Here is a 14,573-nt window from a genome sequence, read left to right on the forward strand (position 1 = left end):
AGCTGATTCCCTCCACCGACGACCACATGAGGGAACGACGCGCACATCCGTCGGGAGGACGGCCACGTAAGTCGGTAACGCCGGGGTGGCCGGACTCGGTGGCACACCCGGGCGGTACACACATTTTGGGTATTAACCCGAGGCCGCCCGCGGAGACGACGAAGTCCCGGGACACCATGGGAGTGGTGCCCCGGGACTTCACAAGTGTGGACCTCCGTAGAGAGTTCGAGAACCTCTGCCCGGCCTTGAAAACCGTGGCTTCGCGCAGGTCGCGGGGCGTTTACCGGCGGAGTCGGAGACCGTTGGAGCCGTCTGTGGTGGACTCGCGGGGCCGGATGGTGCGTGCGGTTGGGATGGCTCAAACCTTTCTGAGCCCGGCGCAGGTAGATGAACTTGTGGCCCTGTACGAGGCGGGCGCGACCCTGGTAGAACTCGGTGAGCGGTTCAGCATTCATCGCCGCACAGCGGCGGCGCACCTCGTCCGCCGGTCGGTCCCGATACGCCGGCGGGGGCTCGATGAGTGCCATCTCGCCGAAGCGGTCGAGCTGTACGACGGAGGCATGACGCTGCTGGAGGTGGGGTTGCGGTTCGGGGTCAGCCAGCAGGGGGTGCGTCGTGCCCTTGCGGCCCACGGAGTCGCGATCCGTCCGAGCGGATGTCGGGTGCGAGCGACGGTGTGATCCGCCTCGTCAGTCGTTCTCCTGCGTGAGCACGTACGCGTGCTTGAAGGCGTCTTCGAGTTTCGTTCTCAGGCCAGAGAGGAATCGCCGACCGACCGCGTTGAGAGGTAGGTCCTCACCCAGAAGCGCGAGGCGGGTAGCGATGATCTTGTGGCTGACGCCGCCCGGCATGGAGAAGTGAGTCTTCGCGTAGTCATCCACGGCCTTGGCGATTGTCGTGTTGTTCGCCAGCGCGCCCGCAGGGATGCTCCTGTCCTGCTCGGCCAGGAACTCGTTGACCGTGCGTAGATACGTCGCACGGTCCACAAGGTCTTCGATCGCTTTTCCTTTCGGCAGTTGAAAGACGTGACCCTTGGGCACTCCGGCTGCGACGAGTTGCTTACTCTTGTCGTCGCCCGACTTGTCTCCGTCCACGAGGAACGTGGTGATGAGCGCCACGGAGCTGATTGCCCGTGGGGCTGAGAGATTCGAGAGCCCGAATGCCACCTGGAAGTCGAGTTGCGATCCGTCTGTGGCGTTCCTGAGCAGCGTAGGGAGCAGGATCATCTCGCTCACTCCCTCCGCCAGGACGGCTCGCCGGAACGCTGAGAACGCAGCAGCTTCGGCGCCCATCGCGAACAGCAGGTGCGAGAAGCCTGGCTCCTCCTTAGTCCAGAAGTTGTTCTCAAGAGTGCTGATGGCTAGGTCGTCGGGCCTCCGCGCCACCACCCTGATACCTGTTCCGAGGTCGAGCGGCAGACAGCCAGGAGAGTGCGTGGTGTAGATGACCTTGTGGACCTGTAGTTCTCGCGTCAGCACCCGCACGAGGTCGGCCTGGGCGTCATAGTGGAGGTTGCGTTCGGCCTCATCAATCATGAGAACGGGAGGGATTTCCAGGTCGGCGGCGATCAGGAAGCACACCAGGCCAAGGAACGTGCGCAAGCCGTCACTTCGTTCGGCGATCGGAGTGACTGTGTAGTCCGGGCTGTCCAGCTCGTGGATGTTGACTTCGAGAATCCCACCTTGGTTCAGTGCGAGTTCGATTGTGAGCTTCGACTGAGTCCACATCGGTTCGAGACGGCGACTCAGTGTCTCGTTCATGCGACGTCCCAGGGTTCGCATCGTCGCAGGATCGCCGCTGGCTATGGCGCTCCATACTTCCTCGGCGGTAGTTCCTGCGACGGTGAGAAGGTTCCGAAGCGGTGCTGGTGGTTGTGAACGTACCGCTTCGTCACTCAGGTTGTATGACTCAGCCAGGTCGCGGTCGTTGTCACTGAACAGAACGAACTTCGGGACCCTCGTGGCGAGTAGACCTCGCATGCTGTCGGCCGGATCGGCCAGTTCACCTGCCTCAGCGGCCGCCCGGAGGAGCGGGATGGCCTTCTCCCCGTTCCGACGAATCTTTGTCAGCTTTGCCGAACGCACATCGATCTGGTTGATCTGTTCGATCACCGTCTGAAGGCGAGTAAGTGCCTCTTGGCAACCAGCAACCCGTTCCGTATTCCAATCCAGGTCATCCGGGTCGATAGCCACTTGCGCCTCACGGACAACGGCTTCGAGGTCGTCCACATCGTGCTCGTCGAGCAGCCCAAGGGCGTCAGCGCGGGCGAGCTCGACCTTTGACAAAGCGTCGAATGCCTTCGTGAACGGGACGCGGTTCCGGGCGACGGTCGTGGAGAGCCCGGTGACGTGCCCGCCGTCCTTTCGTCGGGAGAATCGGAACTCGGTTACCGTCTTGGCATCTATCGGTGCGCTGGGGTCGATGTTGAGGTTGCGTAGAGCTTCCAGGTCGTCAGGGTCGAGTCGGTAGCGTGCGCGCACGACGAGGGTGTCCGAGTCTGGCCGTGTCCGGCGATTCTGCTCGCGTAGAGACAGTGCGGGATCGTCGCGATCGTCGTCCGTCAGCCACGCCAGGCCCTGGAGGACGCTGCTCTTGCCGGACTCATTGGGACCGATGAACGCGATCGTGTGGCCGTCGACGTTGCACGAGGTCTGATCGAGGCGTTTGTAGCCATTGAACTCGACGGTCGACAACCGCATCGGTGTCGCTCCTCTCGTTCAACTTTCGACACAAACTCATCGTGTCACGCGGCGACCAGGGAGAGACCTCTGCCACGCCGCAGGCAAGCGTCGACCCGAGGGAGGCAACCGCCCGAGGGTCACTCGCCGTGCCCGTGACGCGACTGTCACCTTCGGACGACGGAGGCCCCCTGAAACGGCTTGACCGCCCGACCAGCAGAGACGCGGTGCCGGGCGATGGCTTCCTGGGTCCGAGCGCGGATCAAGAGGATGAGGCTGACTGGTCCGATGATGATGAACTTCATCGCGTTCCACACCGCCCACAGCACGACCAGATGCAGCCAGTCTGGTGCACCGTCGGCGAGGGCGTTGGTGCAGACGCTCGCGATCAGCAGGTAGGGCACGGCGAGGAGCATCGCGGGGATGCCCCACTTCAGGTTGGGTCGGCATCGGATCGCGTCGAGCAGCCGGTTGGTCGGCATGTAGCGGCGCAAGTAGTAGCGGGTGTGGGCGCTGAGCGTCCAGATCAGGCGGATCATGGCGGGCCTCTCGTCACACGTGTCTCTCCGTCGAGGAGGCAGTACGTGTATGAACGCCCAAGCTGGGCCGTCCCGAAGGACCCGCAATCGAGGAGGACCTGCCTCGGTTTGTACTTTACGCCCGAGCCCGGACATACGGAACCCCGCCCAGCGTCGGTGTAGGCGCGCACCTTCTCGGCGACGGACCGACCGAGAGGGGATCCCGGATCATGACCTCGTTCAGTGAGCTTGCCCGCGATGAGCGGACGTCGCGGATGGTGTTGTCGATGCTGACCGAACCCGACGATGCGGTGACCGGGCGGCTGCTGGGCCGGCTCGGCGCCGTGAAGACGGTGGGGCTGCTCGATGGCGGCGGAAAGCTGCCGGGCCTGGGCCGTGTCGATGCGCGGGTCTGGCGTGACCGGCTCACCACGGCGGCCCGGCCCGATGAGCTGGCCGGACGCCTCCGCCACGTTGGAGCGGCCGGGATCGGCGTGGTGATCCCCGGCGACCGGGACTGGCCTGCCGTGCTGACCGATCTGGGTGAGCGGGAGCCGTTCGTGTTGTGGACGCGCGGGGCGGCGTCGTTCTTGTCACGTCCGTTCACGGACCTGCTGACGATCACTGGTTCCCGGGCGGCGACCTCCTACGGTGAGCGCGTCGCCGCGGAGTTCGCCACCGATCTGGCGCGGGACGGGCGGGTGGTCGTCGCCGGCGGCGCGTACGGGATCGAGGGCGCCGCCCACCGCGCCGCTCTGGCCGCCGGTGGGGACACGATTGCTGTCCTTGCCGGCGGCGTCGACCGTCCCTACCCCGCAGGGCACCGCGACCTGCTCGACCGGATCGCCGGCGTGGGGCTGCTCGTCAGCGAGACGCCACCGGGTTCGACGCCCACCCGGCACCGGTTCCTCGCGCGCGGCCGGCTCCTGGCCGCCCTGTCGAACACGACCATCGTGGTCGAGGCCGGGGTCCGCTCCGGCGCGCTGCACACTGCCCGGCAGGCGTACGACTTGGGTCGCAACGTCGGTGCGGTCCCCGGCCCGGTGACCAGCGCCGCCAGCACCGGCCCCCACCAACTCATCGGTGACGGTCGGGCACGGATCGTCACCGAAGCCGGACAGATCACCAACATGCTCCAGATGCACGAAGCCCTCCACGAGAGTCCGCAGCGGTCACCTCTCGGCTCAGCGTTCTCCCGCGCCCATGCACGCCGTGACATCAGGCGCGACACTCCCTCACTGTGAACCGTCGCGTGACAACACGGCGGCTGCACCACGGCAGCCATCGACACGAGATGGAGAGCGTCAGCCGTAGGCTCAGATCATGAAGATCGAGCTGGAGCGCGGCGCGTGGACGAGGGGCGAGCCCTTGGTCGACGGCGAAGGTGGCTTCGGGACGGTGTACGAGGTCCAGGCAGTCGACGGCTCCTCAGCGGTGGCCAAGTTCGTTCCCAAGGCGCCGGGTGCCGAGCGTGAACTCCTCATCGGCGACTCTCTTCGCGCTGCGGAGTTCCGGAACGTCGTGCCGGTGATTGACCGGGGCGAACACGAGGACTCCTGGGTTCTGGTGATGCCTAGAGCCGATAAGTCACTGGCACAGCACTTGGAAGAGGCTCGTGCCCCGTTGGGTCTCTCCGAAGTCGTGTCGATCCTCAGCGATATCGCCACGGCTCTCTCTGACATCGACGGTGCTGTTGTCCATCGGGACTTGAAGCCACAGAACGTGTTGCTGCTTGACGGCACATGGTGCGTCGCGGATTTCGGCATCGCGAGATATGCCGAAGCGACGACCGCCGACGATACGCGCAAGTTCAGTCTCACGCCCCCTTATGGGGCCCCGGAACAGTGGAGAAGTGAGCGCGCGACCAGCGCAACTGACATCTACGCCTTCGGTGTCATCGCGTTCCAGTTGTTGTCTGGCGCACTCCCGTTCGACGGCCCGGACCCTGCGAGTTACAGAGAGCAGCACCTCACGGCCAGCCCTCCTCCGCTCACTACGGGGACCGCACGGCTTCGGATACTCACCGAAGAGTGCCTCTACAAGGCACCTCAAGCACGACCCAACGCCACCAATGTCCTGGCCCGGCTGGCTACCGCTGCCGAGGAACCTTCCCGTCCGGGACTATCGCGGCTTGCACAGGTGAGCCACGCGGAAGTGCAGCGCAGAGCGCAGAGCCATGCGCATGAGGTGGAGCAGCGCGAAGAATCTGAGCGCCGCGCACAGATGTTCGCGGCGGCCGAGCAGTCATTCGAGTCGTTCTCGCAGCCACTGTTGCAGGCCATCGAGGACAACGCTCCCACCGCCACGATCGAGGTCGACGCGGGCCGCGGAAAGATGCGGTTCGTGGCCGAGCTTTCCGGAGCCAAACTCGGCGTCAGTCGGCCGCAACCGTCACCCGCTTGGCAGGGCCCGTTCAACGTCATCGCGTTCGCGAACATCGCAGTCAACTTGGGAGGCCGAAACCGAATGGGTTGGGAAGGCCGCAGTCACTCGCTGTGGTTCTGCGATGCCCACGAGCAAGGCCGCTTTGCCTGGTACGAAACAGCGTTCATGGATTCACCGTTCAGCAGCGGCCATCCATCGGTTGAACCGTACTCGTGCTCGCCCGCAGAAGGACAGGTCGCCTTCCAGAACGTCATCGGCACGATGCAGCTCGCGTGGCCTGTCGAAGAGTTGGATCGCGCGGACCCCACCGAGTTTCTCGACCGTTGGATCGGCTGGTTTGCCGACGCTGCCGAGCACCGCCTCGCCCGACCTTCCACGATGCCGGACAAGCAGCCCGGACGTTCTTGGCGGCGCGGATGATCCTCGACAGCAACTTCAACGGCTGACGGGCGGCCGGGGTCGCACGGTCACGCAGGAGAACCCGAACAGACTGACGAAAGGTGCTCGGCGACTACGGCGCAGCAGGCATAGATCGGTCGTCGGCGATGAGCACCTCGTGGCGGCTCCCGGCAGCCGTGAGTCTCACAGGCTCGGCCCCTGCCGGGTCGGGGCTGGCGGTCGGTGTTGCTGGCGGTGTTCGTGCTGATCGGCGAGCTGGCGGAGCGCGGTCTCGGCTCTGGTGCGGTCGATCTTCTGCGCCGAGTTATCCGGCACCGGGCCAAGGGGCATGTCCTCGCTGAGTCCATATCGGTCGCGGTAGGCGGCGACGGTGAGGGCGTGCCGGCGCCATGCCGCTGCCTTGCGGGGGTCACGCGATGGCTCACCGAGTGGCCGCGTCCAGGGCTCCGCGGCTTCGCGCGCGGTGTCAAGTACCGCGTCCGCGCGGCCCTCGATCAGCTCGCGCCGCTCATCGAGTGCCTGCCGCATATCGCTTGCCATCGGGCCGTCCGCAGCCGGGATCAGTCCGGCGATCAGCCGTGGCGTCTTGCGGGTGCGGCCCGAGCCAGCCGGGCGTGCTGTGGCGCGCGCAACGCGGTAGTGCAGCACGGAGGCGATGTCGTCGGCATCAGTAAACCCGCGCGCGGCCACCAGGCGCGGAAGCAAGGTGTCGAGGTCGTGGTGGTTGGCCTCGGCGCGGCGCAGCTCGGCGGTGAGTGCCCCGAACGCCTCGGACTCGATCGCGGTGTCGGCCTGGTCGACAGTCAGACCAGAGGCACGGATGAGGGTGGCCCAGCGGTCGTGTTGGGCTGCGGCGGCGATGGTCTCGTACTCGGCGGCGAGCTGAGCGATCGAACCCCAATGCTCCTGTTCGGCGGTGATGGTCTCGTGCGCAGACAGCTCCGCACCGACGTGCTGGAGCACACCGAACAGCACGGACCGGCCGGTGGCGTCGGGGTTGTCGCCGGGATGCGGGTGGGTGTGCTCGTCGGCCCTGTCGAGGATCACGTAGGCGTTGTTGGCGTGCTTGCCGCGGGTCATCGCAACGTAGAAGTTCTCCCGCGTCGTGGTCGGCTCCACCAGCACGTGCACGGTATCGACCGTGACCCCTTGTGCCCTGTGGGCGGTGGTCGCGTAGCCCAGGTCAACGTGATCGGTCACATAGGCGGCCGGGAGGACGATGGAGCCGCCGAACCGGCGGCCGGTCTTGCGGATCGTGATCGACCCGTCGTCGCGGACGCCGGTGATGGTCCAGGCATCGCCGTTGCGCACCCAGGTCTTCCCGGACCGTAGGCGGCGGTCGTTGCGGCGTGTGATGATCGTGTCTCCCACCCCGGCGATGGTGCCGTTGTTCAGCTCGACCTCTCGGCCCGGCTTCAACGTGCCGTCGAGGATCAGATCGGCACGAGCACGCTGGTTGAGGGCGCTCACGTGGTCGCGGGTCTCGGCGACCAGCACCGACATCAAGCCCTGGTTCCGGTCGGCGCGCCAGGCGGTGTAGGCGGCGTCGGTCATTGCCTCGCCGTCGCCGTCGTGGATGCGGTCGTGGTCGAGGTAGGTGTCGATCACCCGCGTGCGCCCGTGGCGCAGGGCGAGGGATGCGGTCTTCTCCCAGGCGTGGGTGAACCGGTGGACGTCGACCAGCTCGGGCGCATCGTCACGATCACCGACGAGGAGCCCGAACGCGCCGCCGGCGTCCACGGATTGGAGCTGGGCGAAGTCGCCGACCAGTAGCACCTTCGCCCCAGATCGTTCGGCCAGACGGGTGATGCGGTCCAACGAGAGGGAGCCTGCGAGGGAGGCTTCGTCGATGATGACGAGCTGACCGGCCTCGAAGTCTTCGCCGTGGACGAGGTGGTTCTGCCACCACTTCGCCGTGTTCTCCGTCGCAATGCCCAGATCGTCTGCGAGGACCTGCGCCGCGACCGCGGAGGGCGCTAGCCCGACGACCGAGCCCTTGCCGTGTTCCTTCTCCCACGCACGCCGCAACGCCGACATTGCTGTTGTCTTCCCGGCGCCGGCCGGTCCGAGGAGCACGTCGAGCATCCGGCCAGAGACGGCGATCTTCATGAGCGCGTCGGCCTGATCCTCACCGAGCATCCGCCCCTCGGCATCGGGCCGTGCGGTGATCTTCTCGACCGTGCGAAGCGCGACGGTCGGTGCGGTCATGGTGCGGGAGCGGTTCAGCAGCCGGTCCTCCGCAGCGAGCAGTAGCTCGGAGGAGAACACCGTCGAGTGCTTCGGGCGGAACACGCTCGTTCCGTCCACCCGCCGGAACACCACGGGCGATGTGGCGGGGTCGGGCGGCGTCAACTGCAGGGACACGGACTCCGCAGCGTCGGCGATCATCCCCACGACCGCTTCCCGGTCTTGCATGGTGGCGAAGCGCCAGCCCATCGTCTGCCGGGACGCCTCGGCCATCAGGTTCCACCGCCGCCACGTCGAGCGCTTCTCACCCACCACCCCGACCACCGAGGCACCGAGTTCGCCAATAGCATCCAGCGGCACATCGTCGGCACGCAGCAGCAGCGGCTTGTCGTTGTCGGTGATCGTGCGTGCCCATCCGGTGGCGTCTTGACCGAGCACCCCGGTGGCGCGGGTGCGCCACTCGGCAGTGAGGTCGGCCAGCGATCGGACCTGCTTCTCGGGGCGTGTGGCGAGGGTGGCTTGGGCGCGGAGCTTGATGATCGTGGCGGTGGATGGTTGGCGGCCGTGCCGGGCGACGTACTCGGCGATGAGTCTGTCCTTCTCGGCGTTGATGTGCCGGGCACGGGTGGAGAACTCCTGGACCAACTCCTCCGGCACGGTGCTGATCGCCCAGGCCGGGTTCCTGTCCCGGCCCATGTCTCGGGCTTCCCATTCGACGCCGAAGGTGCGCGTCATGTGGTCGGCGAACACCGCCTCGTGCAGCTCCGACAGGGCGACCACGGCGGCATGCATCGGCCGACCATCCAGAGACCGCCACTTGCCGTCGAACGCGGTCTGCACCTTGTTGGAGATCACGACGTGGGTGTGCAGATGGGGGTCGCCGGCGCGGGAGTCGAAGTGATCGAACGCCGTCGCCACCAACCCGGTGACGTCCACCTGCGCAACGGCCCCGTCACCGGCGGTTGCACCGGAGCGTGTAGCTGCAACCTCGCGCTCCATGAACGCAACCACCTCTGCAACCGCCGCATGATGCGCCTCCCCGATCAGCGCTTGGGTGCCGGCGTCGGCGACCGCCCACAACGCCGAGGCGGACTTCGGGATCGAGAAGGTGAAGTCGAACCCAGCGACCGCCCGACGCCTGCCGCGCTGGGTCTCCTCGGCGTCAATCTCCGCGACCGCCTCACCCTTCGCGCCCGGACTCAGCGATGGGTCGAGGTCAGCGATGCGGGCCTCGATCCGCTCCGGCATTGACTTGTAGGCAGGGAACGCGTGCCCGAGCGGGTCGCCGGTGATCGGATCACGACCGATGCCCATCAAGAGCTGGAGCTGGGCCTCCGACACCCGATCACCGACCGCGAGCTGTCCTCTCCCGAGTGAGGCGATGCCAGACCCGAGCCACTGGCCCGGTGGTGTGCCTTCCTCCGCGTAGTAGCGGGTCAGAGGTGTCGAGAGCGAGCGGTCGCCGTCCGCGGCGGCTACCGTGCGCAGGAGGTACTTGTAGCCGTCACCGGCGCTCATGACCCGCATGGAGACCGTCACGCTGGAGAGGTGCACGACAAGGTCGCGCTGGGAGGCGGCTCCCGGATTCTGTTCTACTGGAACGTATGAGTAGTGACGGTGCAAATTCGCTGGCGCGTGACCCGCTACCGCTGAGCGGTAAGTCTGTCGTGGTGACCGGGGTCAGTCGTCGCGCAGGGATCGGCTACGCCACCGCGTGCCGGTTGGCGGCCTACGGGGCGAGCGTGTTCTGTCATCACTTCTCACCCCACGACGCCGAACAGGACTGGGGCGTTGACGATCTCGACGCCGTGTTCGACGGAGTCCGGTCTCACCTGGTCGGTGATGCGCGGGTGGCTGACTTTCATGCTGATCTCACCGAGTCCGACGCGTCGGACCGGGTGATCACGGCGGCTGTCGAGGAGTTCGGGCGTGTCGATGGGTTGATCTGTAATCAGGCGTTGACGGGTTCAGACGGGCCGATCGGCGAACTGAGTGCTGCGGACCTGGACCGCCACTGGGCGGTAGATGCGCGCGCATCGATCCTGCTGGCTCAGGCCTTCGCCGCACAGCACGACGACAGCCGTTCCGCCTCGATCGTGTTCCTCACCTCCGGGCAGGGTTTGGGGCCTATGCCCGGCGAGGTGGCCTACGCGGCGGCGAAAGCGGCACTGGCCGGAGTGACCACAACCATCGCCGACCAACTCGCCGATCGCGGCATCCGGGTGAACACGGTCAACCCCGGCCCCGTCGACACCGGCTATCTCACCGAGGAGATGTGGAAAGTGGTGGAGCCGATGTTTCCGTTCGGCCGGTACGGGTGCCCCGACGACCCGGCGCGGCTCATCGCCTGGCTGACCACCGATGAGGCGTCCTGGATCACAGGGCAGATCATCAACACCGAAGGAGGCTTTGGCCGCTGGCGTCCGCGCGGCGAATGATCGGCCGAGTCCGCATGCGTCTGCTCTGGTACAGGACGGCAAGCTCATCGAGTAGTCGCAGCAAGGCAGATGACGGAACTACGACGTAAACTACGCTGAAACGGCGCTAGAACACCGAAGCAGACGGAGCTACGTTTGTGTCCCTACGGGGTACTTTCCTCTGCCGAGTAGCGGGCCAGCGGCGTCGAGAGCGAGCGGTCGGCGTCCGCGGCCGCAACCGAACGCAGAAGGTACTTGTAGCCGTCACCGGCGCTCACCACCCGTATCGAGACCGTCATGCGCAGAAAGTGAGCGCGCACGACGCACGCTGCGTTGCCGTCGTTGCGAGGATGTGCGCTTGGTCGACCTTGGTCGTGGGGCCGCGCAGAGCACGTGAAGGACGTCGACGCGAGATGATGGAGGCATGTCGTCTCCCTCGATCCCACTGACCGGATTGCTTTCCGCTAGCTCAGTGTGGAAGCGCGTCACCGACGGCGAGTCAGGCGCGATTGTGCTGCGTCACGTGTCCGAGGAATGGTTCGCCAAGGTGGTCTCCGCCGTCGATGCGAGCACGCTAGAAGACGAGCGCGATCGGATCGAGTGGCTGTCGACCACCGGAGTCCCCGGCCCCAGCGTGCTCGACTGGCGCACCACCGAGCACGGAGCCTGCCTCATCACCACCGCAGTTGCGGGCGTCCCGGCTGACCGGCTCGACCCGGCCCAACTCACGCAGGCATGGCCGTCGATCACCGAGACCCTGGTCCGGCTGCACAGCATCCCCGCCAGTACGTGCCCGTACGGCAGGACACTGGACGAGATGATGACGCTGGCCCGCGCGACCGTCGCCGAGAACCGGGTCCACCCCGAGTTCCTTCCCCAGCACCTCGTCGACACCCCGCCCGCAGTGATCCTCGCAAGCTTGGAACGCGACCTTCCATCCCGCCAGGAACAAGAGGACGCCGAAAGGGTGGTCTGCCACGGAGACTTCTGCCTCCCCAACATCCTCATCGACCCCGCTACCTCGCTCGTGGCCGGGCTCATCGACCTCGGCCGGCTCGGACAGGCAGACCCGTATGCCGACATCGCACTGCTGCTGGCGAACGCCCGAGAGACCTGGCCCGACGAGGACACCGCCCAACGAGCGGATCACGACTTCGCCTCCCGGTACGGCATCACCCTCGACCCCGATCGCCTGGACTTCTACCTCCGACTCGACCCGCTGACCTGGTAGACCGTGCTCGGCGTACGCTGAATCCGCAGAAAGAAGCCGATCAAGACCGGACTACTCTTACTCCCCCACGGGGTTCCGGCCTCCACGTAGTACCTCGTCAGCGGCGTGGACAGCTCACGGTCGCCGTCCGCGGCCGCGATCGTGCGCAGCAGGTACTTGTAGCCATCCCCGGCCGACATCACCCGCATCGAGACCGTCATGCATCGAAGGTGCGCGCGGCGATGATCGTGGCTCGTCGCATGGTGGTCGTGTCGCGCGGACCTCGTTCCGCCTCGGTCGTAGGATGGAGACGTGACTACGGACACACGGCACGAGCGGTAAGCCAGTTATCTGTGCTGCGCTCGCTATATAGAGGAGTAGAGCATGGCGCAGGATGTGTTTGTCAGCTTCGATTACGACCACGATGCGCGCCTGAAGGACCTGCTCATCGGTCAGGCGCGACTGCCAGATAGCCCGTTCGAGGTGGCCGACTGGTCAGTGAAGACTGCGAGTCCGACGTGGCGAGAGGACGCGCGTCGTCGTATCCGCCGCTGTGACCAGGTCATCGTTCTCTGCGGTCAGCACACTGCTAGCGCGACAGGCGTGAGTGCTGAGATCGAGATCGCCCGCGACGAGGGTACGCCGTACTTTCTCCTGAAGGGCTACAACGTGACGTGTCAGCGGCCTACGGCAGCCTTGGCGACCGACAAGCTCTATGACTGGACTTGGGACAATCTGAAACTGCTGATCGCTGGCAATCGATGAAGGAACCCACTCACGACACAGTGGAGCTCTACAAGTTGGCTGTCGAGATGGCCGATCGAGTCTCCGCTCGGCGTGGCCATGCTAATCAGTTCTACCTGACCCTGCAGTCGGTCCTTCTTGGCGCTCCTGCTTTAGTTCAAGCAGTAGGATCACAAGGCTCTATCGAGCCGTTCTTGTCTTTTCTTCTTTGCGTTGTCGGCGTCGTCACAAGTGTGACCTGGTGGCTCCAACTGAAAAGTTACCGCGACTTGAACAAGGCGAAGTTTGCTGTCATCAATGCAATTGAGGAAGAGTACTTCGAGGTGCGTCCGTTCTTGGACGAGTGGAATCAACTGAAGAGTGATCCGATCGCCAGATGGCGTCCTCGCTACGCCGAGCTGGGCACAGTCGAGAGAATCGTCCCGATCGTGTTTCTGCTGATAAACCTAGCGCTGGCGGTGATCGTATGGCTCTGAACTATATCGACGAGATCGCCGCGCTCATCGAGGCAACACTGGATCCGGAACAGCGACCCGACGACGACGCTTGGGCTCTCTATCGTCTGTATGCGTTGCTTGTACTGGTGAAGGGCGTGGACGTCTCGCTTGAAGACGTCCACGACGCTTGGTCTGTATGGATGGCGACGATCAATCCTAAGCACGATGCCCTCGTGCCCTTCTCTTCGCTCGATCCTGCGAAGCGATCGGAGGATGGTCCTTACGCGCGAGCGATAGCAGCCGTGGCGCGAGGGCTGAATAGTCAGTCGTTCGACGGCACAGGAGTGCGTTGATCTATGGGAAGTGCTGCACGCCCGCCATCGTCACGTGCCGTGAAAGTAGAGATCGGACGGCAGCGCGGTGACGGTGATGACTCGCGTAGGTTCACGCCCGCCGCCATCACTTTCGATACACGCGCTCACACGCTGACGACTGAGATCAAAGATGATTGGGAAGAGCAGATACAGAAGCAGTGGCGAACTAACCAATCGCATGTGAAAGAAGCGATCATCTACCAGTTCGGCATCGAAGACTTCGAGCAGAAGATTCGCGATTTCACCGATCTTGGTGTGGCACCCTGGTCGGTTGTGGCGCTTCACAATTTCTATCTAGCGCAGGTGCGCAACGCCTTCGTCTCAGGGAGCTACTACTCAGCGCTTCTGGGGGCCTGCGGCCTTGGTGAACGAATATTGAATCAGCTAGTTCTGACATTGCGAGACGACTACTCTTCGCATCCAGCGACTAAACACGTTGCTGGAAAGAAGTCTCTCGATGACTGGCAAAAGTGCGTGCGGACGCTAAAGGAGTGGGGTGTTCTCGACGAAGAGACCGCCCGTGACTACTTACGTCTCATGCGCATGAGGCACGCAGCGGTGCACTATCGCTCTGATCTCGACAGCGGTGACGCGCGCGACGCCGCACTGGCCGCTGTCGTTCTGTTATGCGAGCTGGTCCAGCGAATCTTCAGCCCTCATGGCCGAGATGAGAACTACTTTCCGGGGCCAATCGGACGCTCCTATGTGCGCCGTGATGCTGAGGCCATTCCTTTCGTCAAGCACTTCATACTCCCAGCTTGCGTGCTCGTAAGCCCTGTCTACCGATTCGTGGCCTCGGCGTCGGAACCAGGTGGATTCGCTGTCTACGACGACCCTGAGTACGGCCGTAGTTCACCCTCTCTCAGCGATGACCAGTTCGCCGAGCCGTCGCGAGCGAGCCCTCAAGTTCAATACCCGTTCTGACCTCGGACAGCAACACCGATCGTGTCCCATCGCCGCGGTTTAGGTGCTCATGGCGACTGCATCTTGAGCTCGATGAATGGCGCTTGCATTTCGCAACGCGGGGATACCTGAGCATGCGCACGGGTGGCGCTAGGTGTCGAGAAAATCCCACTCGCTGCCAAGGACCCATCGCAAGGCAGAAAGTTTCCCGTTGAGCATGCCAAGTTCGAAATCTGAGTATGGTCCTAGCTCTCCCGGTTGCGTATAGCCTGAGTTGCACAGTTTTAGTGTGTCAGCGAATCCACCATGGCCCGCGTCTCC

General features: G+C 64.8%; 13 protein-coding genes. 9 read left to right on the top strand and 4 right to left on the bottom strand.

The annotated features are described in order from the left end of the window. Positions 1-353: 353 nt before the first annotated feature. The gene (locus tag ABD172_RS11955) at positions 354-680 is read left to right on the top strand and encodes a hypothetical protein (RefSeq protein WP_344309933.1); all 327 of its coding nucleotides are present in this window, start codon (positions 354-356) and stop codon (positions 678-680) included. 9 nt (positions 681-689) lie between these two features. Here the strand turns inward: ABD172_RS11955 and ABD172_RS11960 are convergent, their stop codons facing one another. After that, on the bottom strand, positions 690-2,699 hold the full coding sequence (locus ABD172_RS11960) for an AAA family ATPase (protein WP_344309935.1): 2,010 nt from the start codon (positions 2,697-2,699) through the stop codon (positions 690-692). Positions 2,700-2,845: 146 nt separating this feature from the next. Next, positions 2,846-3,217, bottom strand: a complete 372-nt coding sequence (locus ABD172_RS11965) for a sulfate permease (protein WP_344309937.1) — start codon at positions 3,215-3,217, stop codon at positions 2,846-2,848. Positions 3,218-3,426: 209 nt separating this feature from the next. On the opposite strand from ABD172_RS11965, the gene dprA reads away from it, so the two are divergent. Continuing rightward, positions 3,427-4,440, top strand: coding sequence for a DNA-processing protein DprA (gene dprA / locus ABD172_RS11970; RefSeq protein WP_344309939.1), 1,014 nt, complete (start codon positions 3,427-3,429; stop codon positions 4,438-4,440). Between the two features lie 79 nt (positions 4,441-4,519). Then, positions 4,520-6,001, top strand: a complete 1,482-nt coding sequence (locus ABD172_RS11975) for a serine/threonine-protein kinase (RefSeq protein WP_344309941.1) — start codon at positions 4,520-4,522, stop codon at positions 5,999-6,001. Between the two features lie 162 nt (positions 6,002-6,163). On the opposite strand, the gene mobF is transcribed toward ABD172_RS11975, so the two are convergent. Further along, a complete protein-coding gene (gene mobF / locus ABD172_RS11980; protein ID WP_344309957.1) occupies positions 6,164-9,694 on the bottom strand; it encodes a MobF family relaxase in 3,531 nt (1,176 codons plus the stop codon). A 77-nt stretch (positions 9,695-9,771) separates the two neighbouring features. Between mobF and ABD172_RS11985 the strand changes: the two genes are divergently transcribed. Further along, positions 9,772-10,605 (top strand): SDR family oxidoreductase, encoded by an 834-nt coding sequence (locus ABD172_RS11985; protein WP_344309943.1) that lies wholly within the window; start codon positions 9,772-9,774, stop codon positions 10,603-10,605. A 143-nt stretch (positions 10,606-10,748) separates the two neighbouring features. Here ABD172_RS11985 and ABD172_RS11990 read toward each other — a convergent pair whose 3' ends face one another. Next, positions 10,749-10,883: a hypothetical protein gene (locus ABD172_RS11990; RefSeq protein WP_344309945.1), complete on the bottom strand. Its 135-nt coding sequence runs from the start codon at positions 10,881-10,883 to the stop codon at positions 10,749-10,751. Positions 10,884-11,008: 125 nt separating this feature from the next. Between ABD172_RS11990 and ABD172_RS11995 the strand changes: the two genes are divergently transcribed. From ABD172_RS11995 to ABD172_RS12015, 5 genes are all read left to right on the top strand, one after another. Continuing rightward, positions 11,009-11,815, top strand: coding sequence for an APH(3'') family aminoglycoside O-phosphotransferase (locus tag ABD172_RS11995; RefSeq protein ID WP_344309947.1), 807 nt, complete (start codon positions 11,009-11,011; stop codon positions 11,813-11,815). 363 nt (positions 11,816-12,178) lie between these two features. Further along, positions 12,179-12,559 carry a TIR domain-containing protein gene (locus ABD172_RS12000; RefSeq protein ID WP_344309949.1) on the top strand — a complete coding sequence of 127 codons (381 nt, stop codon included), beginning with the start codon at positions 12,179-12,181 and terminating at the stop codon, positions 12,557-12,559. A gap of 20 nt (positions 12,560-12,579) precedes the next feature. After that, a complete protein-coding gene (locus tag ABD172_RS12005; protein ID WP_344309951.1) occupies positions 12,580-13,014 on the top strand; it encodes a RipA family octameric membrane protein in 435 nt (144 codons plus the stop codon). Continuing rightward, entirely contained in the window at positions 13,005-13,328 is a 324-nt protein-coding gene (locus ABD172_RS12010) for a DUF7701 domain-containing protein (protein WP_344309953.1), read from the top strand. The genes ABD172_RS12005 and ABD172_RS12010 overlap by 10 nt, the downstream gene beginning before the upstream one ends. A 39-nt stretch (positions 13,329-13,367) precedes the next feature. Beyond that, the gene (locus ABD172_RS12015; RefSeq protein ID WP_344309955.1) at positions 13,368-14,273 is read left to right on the top strand and encodes a hypothetical protein; all 906 of its coding nucleotides are present in this window, start codon (positions 13,368-13,370) and stop codon (positions 14,271-14,273) included. The last annotated feature ends 300 nt before the right edge of the window (positions 14,274-14,573 follow it).

Origin of the sequence: Brevibacterium samyangense, from assembly GCF_039529845.1 — a bacterium.
Classification (GTDB): Bacteria; Actinomycetota; Actinomycetes; order Actinomycetales; family Brevibacteriaceae; genus Brevibacterium; species Brevibacterium samyangense.

Bases quoted from the DNA above. Each gene is read 5' to 3' on its own strand.
- ABD172_RS11955 (WP_344309933.1), top strand. From the start codon at position 354: ATGGCTCAAACCTTTCTGAGCCCGGCGCAGGTAGATGAACTTGTGGCC.
- ABD172_RS11960 (WP_344309935.1), bottom strand. From the start codon at position 2,699: ATGCGGTTGTCGACCGTCGAGTTCAATGGCTACAAACGCCTCGATCAG.
- ABD172_RS11965 (WP_344309937.1), bottom strand. From the start codon at position 3,217: ATGATCCGCCTGATCTGGACGCTCAGCGCCCACACCCGCTACTACTTG.
- dprA (WP_344309939.1), top strand. From the start codon at position 3,427: ATGACCTCGTTCAGTGAGCTTGCCCGCGATGAGCGGACGTCGCGGATG.
- ABD172_RS11975 (WP_344309941.1), top strand. From the start codon at position 4,520: ATGAAGATCGAGCTGGAGCGCGGCGCGTGGACGAGGGGCGAGCCCTTG.
- mobF (WP_344309957.1), bottom strand. From the start codon at position 9,694: ATGCGGGTCATGAGCGCCGGTGACGGCTACAAGTACCTCCTGCGCACG.
- ABD172_RS11985 (WP_344309943.1), top strand. From the start codon at position 9,772: ATGAGTAGTGACGGTGCAAATTCGCTGGCGCGTGACCCGCTACCGCTG.
- ABD172_RS11990 (WP_344309945.1), bottom strand. From the start codon at position 10,883: ATGACGGTCTCGATACGGGTGGTGAGCGCCGGTGACGGCTACAAGTAC.
- ABD172_RS11995 (WP_344309947.1), top strand. From the start codon at position 11,009: ATGTCGTCTCCCTCGATCCCACTGACCGGATTGCTTTCCGCTAGCTCA.
- ABD172_RS12000 (WP_344309949.1), top strand. From the start codon at position 12,179: ATGGCGCAGGATGTGTTTGTCAGCTTCGATTACGACCACGATGCGCGC.
- ABD172_RS12010 (WP_344309953.1), top strand. From the start codon at position 13,005: ATGGCTCTGAACTATATCGACGAGATCGCCGCGCTCATCGAGGCAACA.